This window comes from Bacillus sp. JUb11, assembly GCF_024807925.1.
In the GTDB taxonomy this organism is placed as follows: Bacteria; Bacillota; Bacilli; order Bacillales; family Bacillaceae; genus Bacillus; species Bacillus altitudinis.
Genome location: NZ_JANUEZ010000005.1, coordinates 305,757 through 329,335, shown reverse-complemented (window position 1 = coordinate 329,335; position 23,579 = coordinate 305,757). Strand labels below are relative to the sequence as shown.

Annotated in this window: 20 protein-coding genes; 1 reads left to right on the top strand and 19 read right to left on the bottom strand. The window is 41.3% G+C overall.

From position 1 onward, the window contains the following. The first annotated feature begins 34 nt into the window (after nt 1-34). Nucleotides 35-571: a biofilm surface layer hydrophobin BslA gene (gene bslA, locus M2369_RS11805; RefSeq protein WP_024720390.1), complete on the top strand. Its 537-nt coding sequence runs from the start codon at nt 35-37 to the stop codon at nt 569-571. A 145-nt stretch (nt 572-716) separates the two neighbouring features. Here bslA and M2369_RS11800 read toward each other — a convergent pair whose 3' ends face one another. From M2369_RS11800 to ymfI, 19 genes are all read right to left on the bottom strand, one after another. Further along, nucleotides 717-887 carry a hypothetical protein gene (locus tag M2369_RS11800; protein WP_162837044.1) on the bottom strand — a complete coding sequence of 57 codons (171 nt, stop codon included), beginning with the start codon at nt 885-887 and terminating at the stop codon, nt 717-719. A gap of 204 nt (nt 888-1,091) precedes the next feature. Then, a complete protein-coding gene (mutL, locus tag M2369_RS11795) occupies nt 1,092-2,993 on the bottom strand; it encodes a DNA mismatch repair endonuclease MutL (RefSeq protein ID WP_259254305.1) in 1,902 nt (633 codons plus the stop codon). A 22-nt stretch (nt 2,994-3,015) separates the two neighbouring features. Beyond that, nucleotides 3,016-5,592, bottom strand: a complete 2,577-nt coding sequence (mutS, locus tag M2369_RS11790; protein WP_259254304.1) for a DNA mismatch repair protein MutS — start codon at nt 5,590-5,592, stop codon at nt 3,016-3,018. A 124-nt stretch (nt 5,593-5,716) separates the two neighbouring features. Continuing rightward, on the bottom strand, nt 5,717-6,262 hold the full coding sequence (gene cotE / locus M2369_RS11785; RefSeq protein ID WP_007499466.1) for an outer spore coat protein CotE: 546 nt from the start codon (nt 6,260-6,262) through the stop codon (nt 5,717-5,719). 248 nt (nt 6,263-6,510) lie between these two features. Next, entirely contained in the window at nt 6,511-6,945 is a 435-nt protein-coding gene (gene ricA / locus M2369_RS11780) for a regulatory iron-sulfur-containing complex subunit RicA (RefSeq protein WP_008344661.1), read from the bottom strand. A gap of 1 nt (nt 6,946) precedes the next feature. Then, a complete protein-coding gene (gene miaB, locus M2369_RS11775) occupies nt 6,947-8,473 on the bottom strand; it encodes a tRNA (N6-isopentenyl adenosine(37)-C2)-methylthiotransferase MiaB (RefSeq protein WP_007499471.1) in 1,527 nt (508 codons plus the stop codon). 158 nt (nt 8,474-8,631) lie between these two features. Continuing rightward, complete coding sequence (locus M2369_RS11770; protein ID WP_259254299.1) at nt 8,632-9,810, bottom strand: glycine C-acetyltransferase; 1,179 nt, start codon at nt 9,808-9,810, stop codon at nt 8,632-8,634. Further along, nucleotides 9,810-10,874, bottom strand: a complete 1,065-nt coding sequence (gene tdh, locus M2369_RS11765; protein WP_178896756.1) for an L-threonine 3-dehydrogenase — start codon at nt 10,872-10,874, stop codon at nt 9,810-9,812. Before tdh ends, M2369_RS11770 begins: the two co-directional genes overlap by 1 nt. A 175-nt stretch (nt 10,875-11,049) precedes the next feature. Continuing rightward, on the bottom strand, nt 11,050-14,094 hold the full coding sequence (locus M2369_RS11760) for an efflux RND transporter permease subunit (RefSeq protein ID WP_259254297.1): 3,045 nt from the start codon (nt 14,092-14,094) through the stop codon (nt 11,050-11,052). Nucleotides 14,095-14,297: 203 nt separating this feature from the next. Beyond that, complete coding sequence (gene spoVS, locus M2369_RS11755; RefSeq protein ID WP_003211281.1) at nt 14,298-14,558, bottom strand: stage V sporulation protein SpoVS; 261 nt, start codon at nt 14,556-14,558, stop codon at nt 14,298-14,300. 202 nt (nt 14,559-14,760) lie between these two features. Then, the gene (locus M2369_RS11750; protein ID WP_019744184.1) at nt 14,761-15,555 is read right to left on the bottom strand and encodes a TIGR00282 family metallophosphoesterase; all 795 of its coding nucleotides are present in this window, start codon (nt 15,553-15,555) and stop codon (nt 14,761-14,763) included. An 89-nt stretch (nt 15,556-15,644) separates the two neighbouring features. Then, nucleotides 15,645-17,207, bottom strand: a complete 1,563-nt coding sequence (gene rny / locus M2369_RS11745) for a ribonuclease Y (RefSeq protein WP_003211958.1) — start codon at nt 17,205-17,207, stop codon at nt 15,645-15,647. A gap of 300 nt (nt 17,208-17,507) precedes the next feature. Next, a complete protein-coding gene (gene recA / locus M2369_RS11740; RefSeq protein ID WP_007499478.1) occupies nt 17,508-18,551 on the bottom strand; it encodes a recombinase RecA in 1,044 nt (347 codons plus the stop codon). A gap of 177 nt (nt 18,552-18,728) precedes the next feature. Then, entirely contained in the window at nt 18,729-19,979 is a 1,251-nt protein-coding gene (locus M2369_RS11735; protein ID WP_259254285.1) for a competence/damage-inducible protein A, read from the bottom strand. Nucleotides 19,980-19,995: 16 nt separating this feature from the next. After that, nucleotides 19,996-20,577 carry a CDP-diacylglycerol--glycerol-3-phosphate 3-phosphatidyltransferase gene (gene pgsA / locus M2369_RS11730; protein ID WP_008344688.1) on the bottom strand — a complete coding sequence of 194 codons (582 nt, stop codon included), beginning with the start codon at nt 20,575-20,577 and terminating at the stop codon, nt 19,996-19,998. Nucleotides 20,578-20,652: 75 nt separating this feature from the next. Next, on the bottom strand, nt 20,653-21,564 hold the full coding sequence (locus tag M2369_RS11725; RefSeq protein WP_259254283.1) for a helix-turn-helix domain-containing protein: 912 nt from the start codon (nt 21,562-21,564) through the stop codon (nt 20,653-20,655). 23 nt (nt 21,565-21,587) lie between these two features. Continuing rightward, nucleotides 21,588-22,379: a DUF3388 domain-containing protein gene (locus M2369_RS11720; protein ID WP_039166619.1), complete on the bottom strand. Its 792-nt coding sequence runs from the start codon at nt 22,377-22,379 to the stop codon at nt 21,588-21,590. 131 nt (nt 22,380-22,510) lie between these two features. Further along, on the bottom strand, nt 22,511-22,768 hold the full coding sequence (locus M2369_RS11715) for a DUF3243 domain-containing protein (protein ID WP_003211590.1): 258 nt from the start codon (nt 22,766-22,768) through the stop codon (nt 22,511-22,513). A 72-nt stretch (nt 22,769-22,840) separates the two neighbouring features. Beyond that, entirely contained in the window at nt 22,841-23,569 is a 729-nt protein-coding gene (gene ymfI, locus M2369_RS11710; protein WP_259254278.1) for an elongation factor P 5-aminopentanone reductase, read from the bottom strand. Nucleotides 23,570-23,579 lie beyond the last annotated feature (10 nt).

Here is a 23,579-nt window from a genome sequence, read left to right as displayed (position 1 = left end):
ATTTACCTATAATCAACCAAGGGGGAAGGAAGAAATGAAGAAAACATGGACAATGATTATGATGGGGATGCTTACATTGGTCATGGCACTCTCAGTACCGCTAGCCGCATCAGCTGAAGGGGCTAAAACAGAGGAAAGCAAAGCTTCAACGAATGCAAGGCCAGCTGCCCTTTATGCAAAAATCACAGGAGCAAGTAAACAAGAATGGTCTTTTTCTGACATTGACCTGACTTACCGTCCAAATTCTGTTCTAAGTATTGGTGCAGTTGAATTTACTTTACCAGCAGGTTTTCAAGCCACAACAAAGGATATTATCAATGGAAAAGCTTTAAAAGACAGTTACATTTTGAACAATGGAAAAACTGTCCGCATTCCAGCTCGTTTCGATTTATTCGGAAGTTCCCAATATACATTACAACTTTCTCATAAAGTACTTCCTGCTGCAGGTACATATACGTTCCGTGCAGAAAATCGTGCGATCAGCATCGGTTCCACATTTTATGCAGAGGATACGATTGATATTAATAAACGACCAGTTGTCGTCACACCGCCAAATCCTTGCGGATGCTAAACAAAAAAGCGCTCTTAGAGCGCTTTTTCTCATTTATCACATGTCTTGCCGCTGTGCTTACTGCATTTTATATAATTGTTACACCATATCTTATGATGGTCTGTCATCATTTAGTTGGCAAACCCATATATGGCGTTTTTTATTGTTATTTTTGCTCTTTTAGTTTTTTAAAAATCACAAATTGATATACTCCAAATAGTAAGGTTAGGATCATAATTGCGGTAAATAGTTGATCGACTGGAAGCAAAAAATATACGACAACAAAAGATAAAAGCAGAACAAAGTAACCTATATTGAACGCTTTTTTGAATGTCATCATATTCCCTCCTTTTTACAATCATATCACGCTTCACTTAATCGTATAACCAAATAACAAAAACCCCTATCCATTTGAGGAAAGGGGTTATCCTTACAACATGACAGCGGATGTTTATCTTCACATCACAACAACACGAAATAGACTATCGGATTGAAAAATTAATTGGTGGGCAAACCGATTCACCCACCATCTCAAACCTAGCTACATCACCCGTTTAAACATTTTTTCCATTTCATATGTGGAATGATGAATTATAATCGGTCGACCATGCGGACATGTAAATGGGTCTTGTGTTTGCCGGAGTTCATCTAATAAGGCTTTGATTTCATCGTGACGCAAATGACGATTTGCTTTAATCGAGCCTTTACAGCTCATCATGATCGCCGCTTCTTCTCTCAGTTTCTTGATATCCACACGCTTTTCATCAAGTACTTGCTGAATGATTTCTTCGATGAGTTCAGCCTCTTCTCCTTTAGGAAACCACTGCGGATGCGATCGAACGATATAGCTGCCTGATCCGAATGGCTCTAAGAAGACCCCTACTTTGGCTAAAATATCGATATGCTCTTCAATAATCAACATATCGTTTTTTGAGTAGTGAAAGGTTAATGGAACAAGCATTTCTTGCACTTCCTGTTCAATGTCTCCTACCTTTTCACGAAAGTACTCATACTTGATTCGCTCTTGGGCAGCGTGCTGATCGATGATATAAAGACCGCGTTCATTTTGAGCCAAAATATACGTTCCGTGCATTTGTCCAATCGGATACATCACAGGGACACGTTCACTTTCAGCCTGATGCTGGGCTGCACTGTCTTCCAGCATCACTTCGTCATGTTGTTCATGCGAAGCTGCAGATTCCTCTACATATACATGGTCAAACGTTTCTTCAGACGATGCTGGTAAAGTCGCTTCCGTACTTTCCGGTTCACGCACCCCGTATGTGTTGTTCTGACTGGTCTCGTATACAGCCGATTCGAGCGAGTCCGGCTCATAGAAAACAGGTGTTTCCATTCGGCTATTCATTGTTTGTTTAGAATCAAAAGATAAAGACTGCTGCTCATTTTTCACTGCTGTCATTGGTGCTTTTTTTGGCACTGAAGCACTTGGAATAAGCTGCTGCTTTTGAAAGACGTCCTTAATCCCTTGTTTGATCAACTCATGAAGTTCTTGCTCTTTACTTAGTCTTACTTCAAGTTTAGAAGGATGTACGTTCACATCGACTAAAATTGGGTCCATCTTCATCTCAATAAATGTAATCGGATGGCGTCCGATCGGGAGCAGTGTATGGTATCCTTCATGAATGGCTTTCACCAGCGGGAAATGCTTGACATATCTACCGTTGACAACAGAAGACATATAATTACGTGATGCCCTTGTCACTTCTGGTAAGGAAATATAGCCTTTCACTTCAAAATCAAGTGATTGTACATGTAGTGGCAGCATTTTTTTGGCCACTGCCGTTCCATAAATGGCCGCAAGCACATGCCGCACATCTCCGTTTCCATTTGTTTGAAGCAGCACTTTTCCTTGATGTCGCAAACGAATCGACACTTCTGGATGAGCAAGTGCAATTCGGTTCACAACATCAGAAATGTTGCCAAGCTCCGTATGAACAGTTTTCATGTATTTTAGACGGGCTGGCGTATTATAAAATAAATTGGTGACCACAATTTCGGTGCCGCGACGGCCAGAGGTTTTTTTCTCCGAAATGATCTTCCCGCCTTGGAGAGCTAAGTGTGTTCCAGCACCTTCACCGGTACTTGTCTTCATTTCTAAGTGAGAGACGGAGGCAATACTTGGCAGCGCCTCCCCCCTGAAACCGAGCGTCCTGACACGAAACAGATCATTTTCATCTTTGATTTTACTCGTCGCATGACGCTGAAAGGCGAGCTTACAATCTTCAGCATCGATTCCCACCCCATTATCAATAATTCTAATAGAAGAAAGTCCTGCTTCTTCTACATCGATTTCAATGACAGTACTACTAGCATCGATCGCATTTTCCACGAGCTCCTTCACTACAGAAGCCGGGCGTTCGACCACTTCACCAGCTGCAATTTTATTTGATAGGTCATCGGATAACTGAATAATCTTTGCCATTTCTTGCTCACCTCACCTTACATTATAATTTCTTTTGCAATTCATATAGCTTTGTCATCGCTTCAAGCGGTGTCATATCCATTAAATTAAATGACTTCAATTCTTCGATTACTGCTTGATCTTTGTTTTTCAGCACAGGTTTTGTTTGCGGTTTTTCTTCCACTTCAAAGAAAGAAAGCTGCTGTTTTTCCTCAGCCATTTCTTTTTTCGGGGCTTTAGAGACGCGCGGAATCACTTCATGTGATCCGCTCTCAAGCTCCGTTAAGATGGTCTGAGCTCGATCAATGATCGCATCAGGCAGTTCAGCAAGCTGCGCTACATGGATGCCGTAGCTTTTATCCGCTGCTCCTTCTTTGATTTGATGTAAGAAAACAACTGTCCCTTCATGTTCTTCAGCTCGTACGTGGACATTTTTCAGTTCGCTTAATTGGGATTCAAGTACCGTCAGTTCATGATAATGAGTGGAGAAAAGGGTTTTGGCTCCAATATGATCATGCACAAATTCAATGATTGCCTGTGCAAGAGCCATTCCATCATAAGTGCTTGTCCCGCGTCCAATTTCATCAAATAAAATCAAGCTGTTCTTTGTCGCATGTACCATCGCATTTTTTGCTTCGAGCATCTCTACCATAAAAGTACTTTGACCAGAAATCAAATCATCTGCCGCCCCAATACGTGTAAAGATTTGATCAAAAATCGGAAGGGTTGCCTTTGATGCTGGCACAAAACAGCCAATTTGCGCAAGAATCGAGATCAATGCCATTTGTCTCATATATGTGCTTTTCCCTGACATATTCGGACCAGTAATGAGCAAGGTTTGTCTCCCTTTGCCCATTTGGCAGTCATTCGGCACATACTCTTGATGATCCATCACTTTTTCAACAACAGGATGACGACCATCAATGACTTCCACTTCATCTGATGAAAATTCAGGGCGGACATAACGCCGCTTTTCACTCACAGTCGCAAAGCATTGCAGCGCATCAAGCTCACTCATTTGTTTTGCGAGCAACTGTAATCTAGGAATATAGGCTTTTACTTGTTCCCGAAGCGCAGAAAATAGTTCATATTCCAATTCACTAATATTTGATTCCGCCTCAAGAATAAGGGCTTCTTTTTCTTTCAATTCAGGTGTAATATACCGCTCTGCATTGGCAAGGGTTTGTTTTCTTTCATAACGGCCTTCTTCTAATAAATGCGTATTTGCACGGGTCACTTCGATATAGTAGCCAAACACTTTATTAAAGCCGACTTTCAACGATCGAATGCCTGTATATTCTCTTTCTTGCTGTTCAAGACGAGCGATCCAATCTTTCCCGTTTCGGCTCGCATCACGATATTCATCTAATTTTGCATTGTAGCCGTCTTTAATCAAATTGCCTTCTTTTAACGTCATCGGCGGATTCTCATAAAGAGCATCTTCTAATAAATCAAGTAAATCACCGCATGGGTCAATGTCATTTGCTCTAGATTTCGCCATATCCTCTGGGAGAGAATGGACGAGCTCTTTAATAGCCGGCACTTGTTTGAGAGATTCTTTCAATTGAATAAGATCACGGGCATTCACATTTCCAAATGCCACACGGCCCGCTAGACGTTCAAGATCATACACTTGCTTTAAACGTTCTCGCAGATCCTCTCGTTCAAAGAAATGTTCCATCAGAATTTGCACCATTTCCTGGCGTTCTTTGATTTGTGAAAGGCGGATGAGCGGACGATCAATCCATTGCTTCAGCAATCTTCCGCCCATTGCCGTTTTTGTTTCATCTAAGAGCCATAATAAAGAACCCTTCTTGCTTTTTGAACGGATGGTTTCTGTTAATTCAAGGTTTCTTTTTGAGTAAAGATCAATTTTCATCGTTTGTTCAAGCTCAAATACTTGAACTTGCTGAAGATGATCAAGACTCCTTTTTTGCGTTCTTCTTAAGTATGCATAGAGTGTTAAAAATGCTATTTTCAGATGCTCGTCAAGATGAGAAACGAGTCGTTCAGCTTCATCTATTAATTCATCGCTATCTTCGTATGAGATGGTCGCTTGGCAGCGTTCCTTCAGGGTTTTCACCGTTTCTTCATCGAGCTTCTTTGATACCACAATCTCTTTTGCACCGACAGAATAAATTTCAGACACAACTTCATCTAACCGTTCAATGAAAGCCGCCATGTTTTCACCTGTTGATAAATCGGAAAGCGCAAGACCGTAGCCATTTTGAAAGCTGGAAACAGACGCGATAAAGTTATTTTCGTTTTCATTCAGTCCTTTGCCATCCATGACCGTACCTGGTGTAATCAGTTGAACGACCTCTCTTTTGACCACACCTTTTGCCGTTTTAGGGTCTTCCACCTGCTCACAAATGGCGACTTTATAGCCTTTTTCTATCAGTTGTTCTATGTATGCAGACGCAGAATGATATGGAACACCACACATTGGAATCGTGCCGCCATCCCTGCTTGTTAACGTAATTTCTAATTCTTGTGCTGCTTCTTTTGCATCATCAAAAAACATTTCATAAAAATCGCCTAAGCGAAAAAACAAAAAGGCATCTTGGTAATCTGCCTTGATCTTTAAATATTGCTGTATCATGGGCGTATAACTTGCCATATTTCTAATCCCTCACTATATTACTTTCGAATTCATACCATCTTTCATTATAGCATAAAAATTCACCTTTTTTCCCTAGATCAAGGCACAAAAAAACTAGGGGGATATGCGCCCTAGTCATCAATTACTCTTCTGGATCACCCGCGAGGAATTCTGGATGAATATCTTCTAATTCCTCATCCACTTCTTCTTCCCATTCGTGATCATCTTTTTCTTTCCAGCTTGAATTGACTTCTACAACAATTTTGGTTTCCCCTACTACTTCAGCAATGAATTCACGCTCTGCTTGAACGACAATTTTATTGCCATTTGGAGAAATGGTGACTTCTAAGCAATTGGGCTGCTGTAAGACTTTCGCAATCACTTCGTGCTCATCATCAAGGAAGTTTTTATCTTTATATCTCAGTTTGATGATATCTACATATTTTACACGTTCTGTGACCACTTCGGTTTTCGTGTTGTCTGCGTAAGAATACCACACGTTAATATCAAATGTACCTTCAATCTCAACTGTTTTACCGACCTTTTCAGCATCGTACTTATGATTAATGATCCAACCGCCTAGGATGCTGGTTGGTTTTTGCGATGGAGAAATGGTGTGTGTGCTTTGGGTAAATTTCCTCCCTTTTGCAACCACCGCTTTTGTAATAATTTCTCTGTATTCAGACATTCCGGCATGCCTCCTTGTTCTTGATCGTTTTATCTTATGCTGGGCATTCGTCTAGTGTGTCACGATTTTGAGTCTCATGTTCAATTAAATTCATTTCTGTTTCAGTGTATGCATGGTCGCCCATAAACTTGCCTTGAAAATTGGAAAAGTTGGAGAGTGAGAGATTGGGGTTGATGGAAGCTGAAGGAGAAAGAAGGTATGTAATTCTTACATCAGAAAACAAAAAACCCCGCATCTGCGGGGTTTTCTCATTTAATGGAGCAACTTGGGGATGAGTTTTTCACTTTTGAACCGGTTTCTCCTAATAAGAGGTCACCGCCGGTTGAAAGAATGATTTCATCCGTTACTTGATTAGAAATTGTGTGCGCTACAAGCTGAAGCAGGGAATTAACCTCTGTTTGTGATTCTTTGAATTCTTGAATCACTGGGATCTCATCCAGTTCTTCTTGCAGGGCATCAATTTTTTCTTCCACTTGTTTTAAGGCTTCATGTTTGCCATAATGCTTTAAATTCACAGCTTGCTTTTGAAGTGCCTTAATTTGATTAATGATCGCTGCAATTTTTGTGTTTTCATTGATTTGCGCTTCTGCTTTTTTGAAGAAATCAACTTCTTCTGTTTCAGAAATCATTTTCGCGAGCTCTCTTGCGCGCTCGACAATCTCTTTCTTTGAATAAAGCGTCATTTTAATTCACCTCGATAGCTTCTCCAACCATTTCTCCGTCAAGAGACCAAGTTTTGGCTTGTGTGATTTTCACTTTGACGATGTTGCCAATCGCTTCTTTTGGTGCTTTAAAATTCACAAGCTTGCTTTTACTTGTATATCCGGCTAGGATCTCAGGGTTGTTTTTACTCTCACCCTCTACTAATACTTCGACAGTCTGCCCTTCATATTCCTTCATTTTTTTCGCAGAAATTTCATTTACGAGTGCATTCAGGCGCTGCAGACGTTCTTTTTTTACACGCATTGGCACGTTGTCTTTCATATTGGCTGCTGGTGTTCCTTCTCTTGGAGAGTAAATGAACGTATAAGCCGCATCAAACTCAACCTCACGATAGAGGGAAAGCGTCTCTTCAAACTGCTCATCTGTTTCATTTGGGAACCCAACGATAATGTCCGTTGTTAATGAAGCATTTGGCATTGCCTCTTTGATTTTGCGCACTAGGTCAAGGTAACGTTCACGGTCGTATTTTCTTGCCATGAGTTTCAGCACAGAAGAACTTCCTGATTGAACCGGCAAATGAATATGGTCGAGAAGGTTACCGCCTTTGGCAAGCACTTCAATTAAGTGATCATCAAAGTCACGCGGGTGGCTTGTTGTAAAACGGATACGTGGAATATCGATTTTACGCAGCTCATCCATGAGGTGACCAAGACCATATTCCATGTCTTCAAAATCTTTTCCATACGCATTCACGTTTTGACCAAGAAGGGTAATTTCTTTATATCCTTCTGCTGCTAAGCGCCTGACCTCTTGAATAATTTCATCCGGACGGCGGCTTCTTTCCTTACCGCGCGTGTAAGGGACGATACAGTATGTACAGAATTTATCACAACCGTACATAATATTCACCCAGCCCTTAATTTTTCCTTGGCGGGCTCTCGGAAGATTTTCAATCACATCGCCTTCTTTAGACCAAACCTCAATGACCATTTCTTTTGAAAGGTAGCATTCAGATAATAGCTCTGGCAGGCGGTGAATGTTGTGGGTACCGAAAATCAAGTCAACAAATGGGTGTTTCTTTAAAATACGGTTAACGACAGATTCTTCTTGCGACATGCATCCGCAGACGCCTAAGATTAAATCTGGCTTTTCACGCTTTAATGCTTTTAAATGACCAAGCTCTCCAAACACTTTGTTTTCTGCATTCTCACGAATGGCACATGTGTTTAATAAGATGACATTCGCATCTTCAGTCGAATTTGTTGGTTCATAACCAAGCGCCATAAAAATACCAGCCATCACTTCTGTGTCATGCTCATTCATTTGACAGCCATATGTGCGAATATAAAACTTGCGGCCGTTCCCTAACCCTTGAAACCGCTCGTCAATTTGAAATTGATTGTATTCGACTTCTTCTTTACCCCGTTTTTTTGCATCTTTTAAGGAAGGCGGAATGTACACAGCTTCAAAATATTGGCTGTAGTCCTTCTCGGATTTTTTGTCCGATGAACTTACTTGTCCGCTCGCTTTTCTCTGCTCTTCATTCATGAATTTGTACTCCTTTCAAACCAAGCTCCACCCTACAGTATAGACTATTTTGTCGTGAATTGAAAATAAATTCATATGTGTTTTTTCTATGAAAAATGTCTATTCATCTGGACAGTCATCAATACTCTTGATCAAAAGAAAAGAGAGCCTCAGCTCTCTCAATCAAGTATATTCAGTTTTTTTGCTTCTTCTTCGATGATTGTCAGTGCACGGTCAAGCTCTTCTTTTGTGTGCTCTGCTGTGATGATGGCTCTAATTCTCGCTTTTCCTTTCGCTACAGTTGGAAAAGCAATGCCTTGAGCGAAAACGCCGCGCTCGATTAATGCTTTTGAAAAACGGAAAGTGAGTGCCTCGTCTCCAATCATCATCGGAATAATAGGCGTTTCTGTTTGTGCCACCTCAAATCCAAGACCGATGACTTTTTCTTTAAAATAGACCGCGTTCTCCCAAAGTGTTTCAATGCGCTCCGGTTCGTCTAACAGCACTTCAATGGCTTCTTCACAGGCTCTTGTGACAGCCGGCGGATGTGAGGTGCTGAATAAAAACGGTCTTGCTTTATGCTTTAAATAGTCGATTAAAACGGCAGAACCAGCGACGTAACCGCCTAGCACACCAACTGCCTTACTAAGTGTGCCAACTTGAATATGCACTCTGCCGTCAAGTTGAAAATGATTCACTGTTCCGCGCCCATTTTCACCAAGTACTCCAGACGCATGGGCATCGTCTACCATCACAAAGGCATCATATGCTTCTGCAAGTCTTACAATCTCAGGAAGCGGTGCAATATCTCCATCCATTGAGAACACACCATCTGTCACGATAAGACGGACGCGGTAATTCATCGATTTCTTCAAAATTTTCTCAAGCTCTTCCATATTAGAATGAGCATATACTTTTTTATCTGCCTTTGTTAAGCGAATCCCATCGATGATTGAGGCATGGTTCAGCTCATCTGAAATGACAATATCATCTTTTGTGAGAATACTGGATAGGACCCCTTGGTTGGTCGTAAAGCCTGATTGGAATACGAGGGCTGCCTCTGTCTTTTTAAAAGCAGCGAGCTTTTTTTCAAGCCGTTCATGCATTGTCATCGTTCCAGCAATGGTTCGTACAGATCCTGTTCCAGCACCGAATTCATCAATTGCCTCTTTTGCCGCTTTCATCAGCCTTGGATGTGAGGTGAGACCTAAGTAGTTATTTGAAGAGAGTTGTATGACGGATTGTTCATTTAATGTCACCGTGGAAGATTGTTTGGAATCGATTTCTTTCAGTGCTTGATGGGTGCCTTGCTGCTTCATTGTGTCCAATTCATCTTGTAAATACGTAAATTCTTTCATCATTTCGTCCCCCTTTGATATGATGGCATGATCAGTACGACCTTCCCGCACGTACCATTTCTCATGAGTTCAAATCCCTTTTCAAAATCTTCAAATGGCAGCGTATGGGTGACAACCGGCTGTACATCAATGGTATTCGTTCTTAAAAGTTCGGATACTTGACGCCACGTCTCAAACATTTTTCTCCCCGTGATCCCTTGCACGGTTAATCCCCTAAAAACAATTTGATTCGTAATGTCAATGGTTACTGGCCGCTCTGGCAAACTTAGTATATTCACTTTCCCTCCATTTGCACAAGCTTCGAGTGCTTGATTAATCGCAACGGGATGTCCTGACATCTCACACATCACGTCTGCCCCTTCCATTCGCGTGAGCTGCTTAATCATGGCAACAGGATCATCTTTTCCGATATCCACGATATGATCTGCACCCATTTTACGGGCAAGATCCAGTCTGTATTCATTTTTATCAACAGCGAACACTTGGACAGCCCCGGAGGCTTTTGCAACCGCAATCGCCATTAAACCAATGGGACCACAGCCAAAAATCGCCACTGACTTTCCTGAAACAGGTGTATGCAGAACTGTATGAACAGCATTTCCAAGCGGTTCTTGAATAGATGCAAGTTCCACTGGCATTTGAGCTGGATTATGCCACACATTTTGTTCTGGTACTTTGACATATTCAGCAAAACAGCCATCAATGTCTACCCCTAAAATTTTCGTATCGCTGCACAAATGCTGCTGACCCGTTAAACACATATAACACTGATTACAGACAATATGCGTCTCAGCCGATACAAAATCCCCTACTTTTGCTCGTGAGACTTGGTTCCCCGTTTTGACAACTTCCCCTGTGAATTCATGACCAAAAATGTACGGTGCTTTGACTCTCCCCTTCGCCCAATCATCCCAATTATAAATATGCACATCCGTTCCGCATATCGATGTAGCCTTTACCTGGATGAGCACTTCATGATCACTTATTTCTGGAATCGGCATTTCCATCATTGCCGCTCCGTAAGCGCTTTCTTTTTTAACAATCGCTTTCATCGTTCCACACATGACGTACAACCCCTTTGTTAAAAAACTTCTCCCAATCCGATCTTATCATGTCTTATTTTAGACGTAAATACCACTGTCTTTCAGGAGAAGACAAATGAACACTCCACATATTTTTTTAGGTATTTTTCTAAAAAAAAGCAAATCTCCTTTTATTCGGAGATTTGCTTTTAAGTTGTCAGCGTTTTTTTGAAACGGCTACATATAAAGCCGGCACAATCAGTAGTGTCAGAATCGTTGAGAAAAAGACACCTGATACGATGCAGATCGCTAGCGGCTTAAAGAGTGGGTCATTACTTAAAGCAACGGGCATAAGAGCGACAAGTGCTGTAAATGCTGTCAGCAAAATAGGTCTAATCCTTGCCCTCCCCGCTTCAATCACAGCTGCCTGTTGATCGAGACCTTGCTTGCGCCTCTGTTCAATAAATTCAAACAAAACGACCGCATTTCGGACAACAATACCTGCCAATGAAACAATCCCCATTGTGGCCATAAAGCTAAACGGCGTTTGAGTGACAAATAGTCCAATAATGGCTCCGGATATCGCTAAGTAAACCGTTCCAAGAACTAAAAGCGGAAGCATGAGTGAATTGAACTGGAAAGCGATGGTCACATAAATGAGCAGCAAGACTACCCCAAATAAGAGACTAATTTCAATAAAGAATTGGGTTTGATCTTCATTTTCTCCGCCCTGAGAAATGGTCAAATTCTTCGCTGCATCGCTTTTCCCAACTTCATTTATGACTTCTGTCATATCGTCTTTAAACGTATCTGATGTGCCAGGATATGCCTTTAACGTGATCGTCGGCATCCCATTTTCATGCGGAATGCTTTCAAATTGCTCTGTTTCTTTTTCTTTTACGTATCGGCTAAGCGGCTCAAGTTGAGGCATGCCACCCTCATTTGCACTCACAGGCACCTTGATGTCTTTTAGCTTCAGTCCGTTTTGATGTGTGCTCATGTCTTGTTTCACTACGAGGTCGATGTCATCTGTTCCTTGTTTAAAGGTGCCTAATGGAATTCCTTCTGTGACAAGGCCAAGCTGTCTGCTGACAAACTGAGCAGTGAGCCCATCCTCTGCCATTCGGTCACGATTCAATTCAAATGAGATGGTTTTCACCGGCTGATTGACATCGTCTGTGATCAGACTTGCTCCGCTTTCTTTCATTTCTTTTGTGAGCTTCTCTTTCACATCCACGAGCTTTGAAAATTGTTCTCCTGCAATGGTTACGGTCACAGGCGCCCCCGTTGGCGGTCCTTGAACAATGGTTTTCATAAAGATATCAGCATCTTTAAATTTCTTTCGCAATGGCTCTGTCATACGATCGATCAATGCTTTGCTTGTCATCTGTTCATTGTCTACTCTGACAACAACCTGACCCGTATGATCACTTGTGTTTGAGATACTTTCATTAAACAAGTTCGGCACACCGCCGCCTGCAAAAATGGCCGTCTCTTCAATGCCTTTTTGCTGTTTGATCTCTTGTTCTATTTTCTCTAATGTTTCATTCGTTTTATCTAAGGTTGTTTCACTTGGCAGTGTCACAGTGACAACCACCTCTTTCTTATTCGCCGCAGGGAAAAACTCAAATGGTGTGGCGAAAATAAGCAAAAAGGCAAGTGTGGCAACGAGCAAACCACTTAATCCAATGAGAAGTGGTCGCTTCACGATGTTTGTCAGTACTCGATCTGCATAAAAATCGGCTAACCTTTTTAATGGTTTGCCTAAGAAACCAGGTTCTTTTTGAATCTTCTTGTTCTTTCTTTTTCGATTTGCTGTATATTGATACACTGGCACAAGTGTCAATGAAATGACCATTGACGCAAGTACAGTTGTGACTAGAACAGACGGTAACGCTCGAATAAATGAACCGTTCGCACCAGAAAGGAAAACAAGCGGCAAGAAAGCAAAGACAACAGCCAGCGTTGACGTCAAAATGGATCCAGCCACTTCTTTTACACCTGCAATTGTTCCTTTAAGCGGACTTTCGTATTTTTTCATCTGCCTTAAAATATTATCGTTGACGACAATGGCGTCATCTACAAGTATCCCTAGCGCAATGATAAAGCCAATAATTGAAATTTGATTAAGGTCCACTTGTAAAAAAGGCAGCGGGATGGTTCCGATCGTTATGGATAGAGGAATCGCAAGTGAAACGATAAACGCACCACCAATGGTTAGGCCAAGTGTGGTGACGACAATGACGGCGATAACGGCCACGATCGCTTCTTTGATTAAATCGTTAAAAATGGCATCTACTTCACTTTTTTGTGAATAGTAGTCTATCCAATCCACACCATTTGGCAGCTCTTTCTCTTTTTCAATGACCGCACTGACTTTGTCATACATTTTAGGAATATCCAGTCCTGGCTTAATATTGATTGTAAATGAATAGGCTGGCTTTCCGTTATATGAAACGATATCACTTTTCTCTTTTTCTACTTCTTTTAAACGACCAAGCTCACCGATTGTAACAGGCTCTCGGCTCGTTTTTGAGAAAATCTCAATCTTCTTAATTTGATCTAAACGATCATAGGCATCAATGGACAGCTTGACCTTTTCTCCATCTGCCTGGACGTCACCTAGAGGGGATGTGTCAAATTCTTGATTGATGGCATTTGTGACATCGGTCACGTTTAACCCGTTATCCTCCAGTTTACTTGAATCCAAGTTCAATATTGCTTGTTTGTCATTGAACCCTTTGATGACGACACCATCAACACCTTTGATGTCCTCCACTTTTTCTTTTAACGCACGCAGCGATTCCTGACTTTTTGCTAAATCAGATGAGTTACTTGCTACAATCATATAAGAACCAACTGGCACGTTGCCAAACTCATCCTTTACATCTGGCTCCATCACACCATCTGGAAAAGAAGAGGCCGCATTTGTGGTTTCACTCTTGATTTGACTTGCCACCTTTTGAAAATCGGCTTGATCATCAATTTCAAGCACAATATTTGAGAAACCAATAGCAGAAACAGAGCTTGTCTTCTCTACACCATTGATATCAGAAATGGCCGACTCGAGCTTATTGGTGACATCACTTTCTACCTGTTTTGCATCAGCACCAGGGAAAACAGTCGAAATGGTTACAATATTTGCTTGAAACTCTGGCAGTTCTCGTTTAGGAAGCTGTGTAAACAAATAACCTCCAGCAATGAGAACGATAAAAAATAAAATAAAAACAAGCTTTCCTCTTTTTAAAAAAGCTTCGATCATTATTTCACCTACTTAAATATTTATTTTTGATGAAGTATTTTCAACTTAATCTTAATTTATCATCATGGTGAAAAAATGCAAGCTCTAATATGTCATTTTCTATCTATTTTGTGAAAGAAATATGTTATATGAGAAATGTATAGCGGTAAACAAAAACAACCTGCTTACATGATGTAAGCAGGTTGAAAATAATAAAATTAGAATTATCGTGGTTCAACAATCAGTTTGATTGCTGTTCTTTCTTCTCCATCGATAAGAATGTCAGTAAAGGCTGGAATGCATATCAAATCCACTCCGCTAGGCGCAACAAATCCCCTTGCAATGGCGACAGCCTTGACCGCCTGATTCAGTGCTCCAGCGCCGATAGCCTGTATTTCCGCTGCACCGCGTTCACGTAAAACGCCGGCTAATGCTCCTGCTACTGAATTTGGATTTGACTTTGCTGAAACTTTTAAAATTTCCATTTTTGCTCCCCCTTAAATTTACAATGGATAAGTGAGTGTTCATTAGAACAACCTTTGTTAGATGTTGCTATTTTTTTGAAAATCCATCCCCAAAATGTTTTTCAAAAATAGCAGGCTAACTACCATTTTTACTATATTCACGATAGAGGGCGCATATTCCTTCTTTCTGATTAATATTTTTCTGAAATAAATATGTGAATATTTATTCAAAGAAAATATGGTCATCATTTATCAAAATTCGATCAATTTTGACAGCTTTTTTCGACGGTTCGTCAATTTCTACGATCACTGCACTTAATGTCGTGCGGCCTTCTGCAATTTCAAAACGGACAGGGAGGCTCGTTTTAAATCGTTTAATAATCGTTTCCCGATCAACACCTAAAATACCGTCATAAGGACCAGTCATGCCAACATCCGAAATATAAGCAGTTCCTTTTGGCAAGACGCGGTTATCTGCTGTTTGAACATGTGTATGTGTTCCAACGACACATGATGCACGGCCGTCTGTATACCAGCCCATTGCTTGTTTTTCACTTGTGGCTTCACCATGAAAATCAATAAAAATAAACGGTGTACGTTTTGAAGCTTCTGCTATGAGCTCATCTACTTTTTGAAATGGGCAGTCAATCGGAGGTAAGAATGTGCGGCCTTGCAAGTTGATGACAGCTAGTTCTTTACCTTGTTTTTTAATAAAAGTGAGACCTTTCCCTGGTGTACCTTGCGGGAAGTTTGCCGGACGAACAATATGGGGTGCATCATCGATGAAATCGAAAATGTCTCTTTTATCCCATGTATGGTTCCCCATCGTGAGCACATCAGCCCCAGCTTGAAGCAGCTCGTGATAGATTTTCTCTGTGAGTCCTTTCCCATGAGCCGCATTTTCTCCATTGACAATCGTAAAGTGTGGCTGGTATTTTTTCTTTAGCTTTGGCAAATATTCTTTCAGTGTATCTCTGCCAGGTGAACCAACGATATCTCCAACAAATAATATTTTCATACGTTTTGAACCCTTTCTCTTATAAAATGATCTTCTTATCAGTGTTGCATATTTACACAAAAAAATAAAGCGGCGCTAAGCGCACCGCTCTATTTTGCATACTCTACTGCGCGAGTTTCTCGAATAACTGTCACTTTAATGTGACCAGGGTAATCGAGCTCGTCCTCAATCCGCTTACGAATATCCCTTGCTAGACGGTGAGCTTCAAGATCATTAATTGAATCTGGCTTCACCATAATACGCACTTCACGTCCAGCTTGTATCGCAAACGATTTTTCAACACCTTCATAAGATTCAGAGATGTCTTCTAATTTCTCAAGTCTCCGAATGTAATTTTCAAGCGTCTCACTTCTTGCACCAGGGCGTGCTGCAGATAATGCATCGGCTGCCGCAACAAGAACAGCGATAATAGATGTCGGTTCTTGGTCACCATGGTGAGATGCAATACTGTTGATGACAACAGGATGCTCTTTATATTTCGTCGCAAGCTCAACGCCAATTTCCACGTGGCTTCCTTCTACTTCATGATCAATGGCTTTTCCAATGTCATGCAGAAGACCTGCTCGTTTTGCAAGCTTTGCATCTTCTCCAAGCTCTGAAGCCATGAGACCTGCAAGATGTGCAACCTCAATTGAATGCTTCAGGACATTTTGTCCATAACTTGTACGGAATTTTAAGCGACCGAGAATTTTGATGAGATCCGGATGCAAACCGTGAACTCCGACTTCAAATGTCGTTTGCTCACCCATCTCGCGGATATAATCATCGACTTCACGGCGTGATTTTTCCACCATTTCTTCAATTCGTGCAGGATGAATACGTCCATCCTGGACTAGCTTGTCCAGAGCTATCCTCGCTGTTTCACGTCTTATCGGATCAAAGCCCGATAAGATGACAGCTTCAGGTGTATCATCAATGATCAGGTCAATACCTGTTAACGTTTCTAACGTACGGATATTTCGTCCCTCACGTCCGATAATACGACCTTTCATCTCATCATTTGGAAGATTGACTACAGATACTGTTGTTTCAGCTACATGATCAGCTGCACAACGCTGTAACGCAAGTGAAAGAATGTTTTTCGCTTTTTTATCAGCCTCTTCTTTCGCCCGGTTTTCAGATTCTTTCGTCATGACTGCAATGTCGTGGGAAAGCTCATTTTCAACTTGATCCAGAATGATTTGTTTCGCTTCATCTCGAGTTAGACTAGAAATACGCTCCAACTCAGCTTTCTGCAAACGAATCATATCATCCACTTTGCTTTCCATCTCTTCAATATGTTGTTGTCGTTCATTCAGAGAATGATCTCTCTTCTCCAACAGGGACTCCCGTTTATCTAAAGATTCATCCTTGCGATCAAGGTTTTCCTCTTTTTGAAGTAAACGGTTTTCTTGTCTTTGAAGCTCATTACGTCTTTCACGAACTTCTTGCTCCGCCTCTACACGAAACGAATGAATTTCATCTTTCGCTTCTAAGAGCGCTTCTTTCTTCAATGCTTCCGCATCACGCTTTGCATCCTCAACAATTTGTTCGGCCATGTTTCTTGCGCCGGATATTTTTGCTTCTGCAATGGTTTTACGAACAAAGTAGCCAACAACTAAACAGATTAGGCTCAGCAAAATGGAGATGATCGTAAACATCGTAGGCGACATATTTTCACCTCCTCTTGCTATGAACTTGGTTTTACAAATAAAGTGTCGGCATGTACATTGTTTTGTGTCTCAACATACAGGGCCTTCACAGGGAATGAGATCCTCACTGCCCTTGTCAAGTTTAAATTAGTTATCAATCATGTTAAGAAAAACAAGTGATACATTCCCATTGTAATTGTGTCGGAAATACTTGTCAAGCTAGTCAGACTAAGGCGTAAGTCGTTATTTCAAGCAAAGACAGAACTTTTGACCCGCTAGCTGTTATGTAATTGTAAAAAAAAGACGCTTTTCAGCGTCTTTTTAGTCATTCAATTCCAATTCTTCTTGTCCTTCTTCGTCAGTTGATTTCACTCCGTTTGTATCCAAACCATAGTGCTCCCTGATCTGCTCCTGAATCATAAGAAGAATGTCTTTATTCTCTTTTAGGAATTGCTTCGCATTTTCACGTCCTTGTCCAAGACGTTCCTCTTGATAAGAATACCAAGCCCCGCTCTTTTGTACGATATCTAGTTCGCTTCCAAGGTCGATGATTTCTCCCTCTTTCGAGATACCTTCACCGTACATAATGTCTACTTCGGCAATACGGAATGGCGGTGCCACTTTGTTTTTCACAACTTTAATTCTCGTTTTGTTCCCCATGATGTCGTTCCCTTGTTTCAACTGTTCAGCACGGCGTACTTCTAAACGAACAGATGAATAGAACTTAAGTGCACGTCCACCAGGCGTTGTTTCAGGATTACCAAACATAACCCCTACTTTTTCACGAATTTGGTTAATAAAGATCGCAATTGTTTTTGATTTGTTGATAGCACCAGATAGTTTACGAAGTGCTTGAGACATCAAACGTGCTTGAAGACCAACGTGTGAATCTCCCATGTCTCCTTCGATCTCTGCTTTTGGTACAAGAGCAGCTACTGAGTCAATGACAACAATATCAACTGCACCACTACGAACAAGTGCTTCTGCAATTTCAAGTGCTTGTTCTCCTGTATCCGGCTGAGAAAGCAATAACTCATCAATATTGACACCTAATTTTTGAGCGTAAACTGGATCTAGCGCATGCTCCGCATCGATAAATGCAGCTTGTCCTCCCTGCTGCTGAACCTCAGCAATCGCATGAAGTGCTACTGTCGTTTTACCAGAACTCTCTGGACCATATACTTCAATAATACGGCCGCGAGGGTATCCACCTATTCCAAGCGCAGTATCAAGTGCTAACGAACCACTAGGTACTGTTGAAATACGTGTATCTGTTTGCTCTCCTAGTTTCATAATAGAGCCTTTACCAAACTGTTTTTCTATTTGTTTAAGAGCCATATCTAAGGCTGCTTGACGATCACTCATTCTATTGTTTCCTCCTTTATCAATTCCACTATCTATACTATACCTTGTTTTACGTCATTTGCCAAGAAAAAAACGAACACATATTCGATTTTTTCTTGGCAGATTATTTAAGAAAAGAGCTGTTTCTATTAGAAAAAACGCTCTTTTATAAAGGAGTAAACCTCATAAAAAACAAAATTAACTATCTTTTAATAATTTGAGAAGGTGGTGCAAACCATATTTCACAGCACGCTTGCGAATGCCTGATCGACTGCCAGTAAACATCCATTCAAACACGTCTGTCTGGTCTTTTGTCGATAGCCCGATAAATACTTTTCCAACCGGCTGTCCTTCGTGTGGTTCAGGACCTGCCACACCTGTAAAGCTAATACCGATATCGCTTCCCGTCAGTTTTCTAACGCCTTCTGCGAGCTCTAACGCACACTCTTTGCTGACAGCGCCATGAGAAGACAATGTTTCTTCACGGCAGCCCAGCACTTGTTGCTTGACTTGATTTGTGTAACAAACCACACTGCCGTTTAAGATGGATGATGCCCCTTCGAGATCTGTCAGCCACTCTGAAAACATACCACCAGTCAGGCTTTCAGCCGCTGCTACAGTTTTCCCGTGTTCATGCAAGGCCTTTGAAGCTTCAAAGGCCAGAGATGTATCACCATATCCGTAGAAGTACTCGCCGACCCGTTCTAAAATTTGTGCTTCTGTTTCTTTTAACAGACGCTCTGTTTCTTTTTCATCCTCATGCTTGGCTGTCAACCTTAGCGTCACTTCCCCGTCAGCTGCAAGCGGTGCAATCGTTGGATTGGTCTGTGCATCAATTAAATCTTCAAGATCTGTTTCCAGCTGAGATTCACCGATGCCAAAGAAACGCAAGACAACAGACACGATTTTTTCCTTTAGGCCGAGTTTTTCAGAAATAAGCGGCTTCGCTTCGTTTTCAAACATCGGGTGCAATTCACTTGGCGGTCCAGGGAGCAGAATGTAAAACGTATCTCCCTCTTGTATAAACATACCAGGTGCCATTCCGAAACGGTTTACGAGCACATCAGATTCCTCTAGAACGAGCGCCTGTTTACGGTTGTTCGGCGACATATCACGTCCGGTTTTACGGAAGTATTCTTGAATAGACTCAAATGCTTCTTCATTTAGCACAAGCTCTTTACCGAGCGTACTCGCAATGGTTTCTTTTGTTAAATCGTCTTTCGTTGGTCCAAGACCACCTGAGAAGATAATAAAATTCGATCTTTCCTGTGCCACTTGAATGGCCCTTTTTAAACGCTCTGGATTGTCACCAACTGCTGTGTGGTAATAAACATTCACACCAATTTCAGCTAGTTGTTTGCTGATGAATTGTGCATTCGTATTCGTAATTTGCCCTAGCAAAAGTTCGGAACCGACTGCAATAATTTCTGCTTTTCTCTCTGACTTCAAAGCGTACACGTCCTTTTTAGTTAGAATTCTTTAAGGCTTCCCAGTTTTTCGCAAAGTAATCCCATCCTGAGACAACAGTGAAGAACACCGCTACCCACATGGCAAGATCACCAAAAGGGAATGATACAAGTTCAAACGGCAGGTTATGCAAAAGAAGTGCCGAAATCGCAATGATTTGCGCCCACGTCTTCACTTTTCCAAGCATATTGGCTGCGACCACTTCACCGCCTCCAGCTAAGACAAGCCTTAGGCCCGTTACAGCAAATTCACGGCTAATGATCACAATTGCCATCCATGCCGGTGTGAGATTGTATTGAACAAGTATAATTAAAGCCGCTGAAACAAGCAATTTATCTGCAAGCGGATCTAAAAATTTACCAAAGTTTGTGACTAAATTGAGCTTACGTGCATAGTAACCATCAATCCAGTCGGTTGTCGAAGCGACAATAAACAAGATCGCTCCAACAAGGTGAGTGACTTCGATGCTGACGTCACCAAAGCGCGCAACACCCCAATCTAATGGAGCAAGCATAATCAACATAAACACAGGAATCAAGGCGATCCTAGAAAGAGTAATTTTATTCGGTAAGTTAAACATGAATTCCAATCCTCCAATAAGCCATTTTTTTATGTATATATAATAGTAGGAACAAAAGAAAAGTCATCTACTTGCTTAAGATGACTTTTCCTTTCCTTTATTCACAATCACAATGTTTTGTGTCATGGTGTTTTTAGGGTCTAATTCGTACTTCAGCGTTTCGTCATTGACTTTAATATCGATTCCCGATGCATTTCCTAAGCGGATATCGACTTGGGAAAGATCAGTTAAGTCTGTTTTAAACGATTCGCCATCTTTCAATTCACCCATCTTCAGCACTTTTCCAGATTCGTCTCTCACACGAAGCCATGAAGCTTGTGAGGCAGAAATGGTTAGCTCCATCTCTTCTGCACCTGATACTTCATACGTTGTCGTAGAACCCTCTGTATTCGTCGCCTTCAAAGAAACATCTTTATCGTCTTTAGATGAATCCTTTGAGGAATCGTCTTTTTCAGATGATGTTTCTTGATCATCTGACGAAGCTTTATCCTTTTTCTTTTGATCCTTTGCAAGCGATGAATCCTCAGACACTTCGTATTTTGATTCTGATTGCTGAGGAGCCGCCTGATTATTTTTTTGTCCGCTATCATGATTAACCGCTTGAACGATCACATAAATGATAGCGATCACCACAAGGATCCCTCCAATGATTAAAATCGTCGGAAGCAGCTCCAGTACCTTTGAGGCAGGCTTTGGCAGCTCTCTTTGCGGTTTAATATTTGATAATTTATCAGACACTTCATCGTTATACGTGCTTGGTACATCTTTACGAAACTCTTCGAACAATTGTTCAGGATTCAGTCCAACGGCTTCGGCATATTGTTTAATAAACGCTCTGACGTAAAATTTACCTGGAATGATATCATAATTTCCTTGTTCTATTGCTAGCAAATAGCGCTTTTGGATTTTGGTTGCCGCCATCAGATCCTCCAGCGACATCCCTTTTTCCTCTCTGGCCTCAACGAGCCGTTTTCCCAATTCAGTCAAAACAAACACCTACCATTACCATATTAAAAATCGAAGCCAGAAAAACCAGAATGATCAAACACTTGTGGTTCTTCAGCGTGCTCGTATGTAATTTCTTCGTCTGCACTATTACGCAATTCAATGATGTAGTCGAAATCATCCATTGTATATTCTGAATTTTGAATAAAGATATCTGGATGCTCTACAACCTTTGTAGCAGGCAGTCTCATAATTTCTCTTAAAAGCTGCAAGTGCTTCTCAGAACCTCTTCTTGTCGACACAATCCCATCAATAATAAAGACGTTATCTGGGCTGTATTCATCTGCAATCAGCTGACTGCGAATGGTCTGTTTCAAAAGAGTAGACGATACAAACAGCCATCTCTTACTTGCACATACACTTGAAGCAACAATTGATTCTGTTTTTCCAACCCGCGGCATTCCGCGAATTCCAATCAATTTATGTCCTTCTTTTTTAAATAATTCAGCCATAAAATCGACAAGTAGACCAAGCTCGTCCCTTTCAAAACGGAACGTCTTTTTGTCATCCGCATCACGCTGAATGTATCTTCCATGACGAACAGCTAAACGGTCACGAAGTTTTGGCTGTCTTAGTTTCGTTACTTTTATCGTTTCCATTGTATTTAAAATTGATTCAAGCCGCTTAATTTGTTCTGTGTGGTCACAGCGAAGAAGCATGCCGCGTCTTGATACATCAACACCATTAATTGTCACAATATTAATTGAAAGCATCCCCATTAAAGAAGAAATGTCTCCTAAAAGTCCGGGACGGTTCACCTGTATCTCATATTCAAAATACCATTCGAGCTTTGCCAAATGATATTACCCCCTTCATTGTGGCAAATTTTTACCTTCCTTTATCATAAAGCATTTTCACATTTTTAGAAAGCACAATGTTGTGAAACAGTTAAAATAAAAAGAGAGGCACAAACGACCCCTCTTTTTGTTTAGTGCGAGCTATTATTTTCAACCAGTTTGACCATCATATTGGCAATTGCGCGCTGCTCATCTTCTGATGCGACGCTCCAAAGGTCAGCAAGTACTCTTTCTTGCTCATTCTTTGCTTCAACTTCATTAGCCAGGTATCCGCCAATTTCATACGCAAGGTTATTGATAGTATCATCTTTTAAGCCTTTATCCTGCGCATGATTTAAACGGTCTCCTAAAAAGTTTTTCCAATGGTCCCAGTTCTCAAGTACTGACATGTCGATTCCTCCATTCGAAAAGATGAATTACAGCCATAGCTTTTGTCATGGAGTGACGAATTATACACGTTTTTAACAGTACCAGCCGCCATTAACGGATAAAATTTGACCTGTCATATAACTTGACTGCTTTGAGGCGAGAAACCAAATGACATCGGCTATCTCTTCAGGTGCGGCAAGACGGCCGAGCGGAATCTCCTCTTCCATCATCGCAAGGTCTTCTTGTGTGAAGCTTTTCATCATATCAGTTTGAACAGCACCTGGTGAGACTGCATTTGCTCTAATTCCACTTGGGGCAAGCTCTTTGGCAAGCCCTTTAATGAAGGCATTTTGAGCACCCTTGACCATACTATACAGTACTTCACACGAGGCACCCGTTTCCCCCCATATCGAGCTAACTGCAATAATATGACCTGACTTTTTTTGGATCATGGCAGGCAAAATAGATTGGGTAAGCTCATATGGACTTGTCACATGAAGCTGCACCATGCTGGCTAAAATTTCTTTTTCAGTATCTGTCACTAAACCAACATGACTCTTTCCGCTATTTAAAACAAGAATATCTGGATCAAGCGGCAGGCGGCTGACAAGCTCTGCTGCTCCGCCTGTTTTCGCTAAATCAGCCTGAACGACGTACGTTTCTACTTGATATGTTTCTTTGAGATCAGCGGAAAGACGACTAGCCGCTTGTTCATTTTGATGATAATGGAGCATCAGATGGCAGCCTTCTTGGGCAAGCTTTTTGGCTGTCGCCTGCCCAATTCCGCCACTGGCACCAGTAATCAGTGCCCAACGACTCATACTTTGTTCC

Coding starts and splice junctions, on each gene's coding strand:
- bslA (WP_024720390.1), top strand. CDS start 35: ATGAAGAAAACATGGACAATGATTATGATGGGGATGCTTACATTGGTC.
- M2369_RS11800 (WP_162837044.1), bottom strand. CDS start 887: ATGACATTCAAAAAAGCGTTCAATATAGGTTACTTTGTTCTGCTTTTA.
- mutL (WP_259254305.1), bottom strand. CDS start 2,993: ATGGCAAAGATTATTCAGTTATCCGATGACCTATCAAATAAAATTGCA.
- mutS (WP_259254304.1), bottom strand. CDS start 5,592: ATGGCAAGTTATACGCCCATGATACAGCAATATTTAAAGATCAAGGCA.
- cotE (WP_007499466.1), bottom strand. CDS start 6,262: ATGTCTGAATACAGAGAAATTATTACAAAAGCGGTGGTTGCAAAAGGG.
- ricA (WP_008344661.1), bottom strand. CDS start 6,945: ATGACGCTTTATTCAAAGAAAGAGATTGTCGAGCGCGCAAGAGAGCTC.
- miaB (WP_007499471.1), bottom strand. CDS start 8,473: ATGAATGAAGAGCAGAGAAAAGCGAGCGGACAAGTAAGTTCATCGGAC.
- M2369_RS11770 (WP_259254299.1), bottom strand. CDS start 9,810: ATGAAAGAATTTACGTATTTACAAGATGAATTGGACACAATGAAGCAG.
- tdh (WP_178896756.1), bottom strand. CDS start 10,874: ATGTGTGGAACGATGAAAGCGATTGTTAAAAAAGAAAGCGCTTACGGA.
- M2369_RS11760 (WP_259254297.1), bottom strand. CDS start 14,094: ATGATCGAAGCTTTTTTAAAAAGAGGAAAGCTTGTTTTTATTTTATTT.
- spoVS (WP_003211281.1), bottom strand. CDS start 14,558: ATGGAAATTTTAAAAGTTTCAGCAAAGTCAAATCCAAATTCAGTAGCA.
- M2369_RS11750 (WP_019744184.1), bottom strand. CDS start 15,555: ATGAAAATATTATTTGTTGGAGATATCGTTGGTTCACCTGGCAGAGAT.
- rny (WP_003211958.1), bottom strand. CDS start 17,207: ATGTCGCCTACGATGTTTACGATCATCTCCATTTTGCTGAGCCTAATC.
- recA (WP_007499478.1), bottom strand. CDS start 18,551: ATGAGTGATCGTCAAGCAGCCTTAGATATGGCTCTTAAACAAATAGAA.
- pgsA (WP_008344688.1), bottom strand. CDS start 20,577: ATGTTTAACTTACCGAATAAAATTACTCTTTCTAGGATCGCCTTGATT.
- M2369_RS11715 (WP_003211590.1), bottom strand. CDS start 22,768: ATGTCAGTACTTGAGAACTGGGACCATTGGAAAAACTTTTTAGGAGAC.
- ymfI (WP_259254278.1), bottom strand. CDS start 23,569: ATGAGTCGTTGGGCACTGATTACTGGTGCCAGTGGCGGAATTGGGCAG.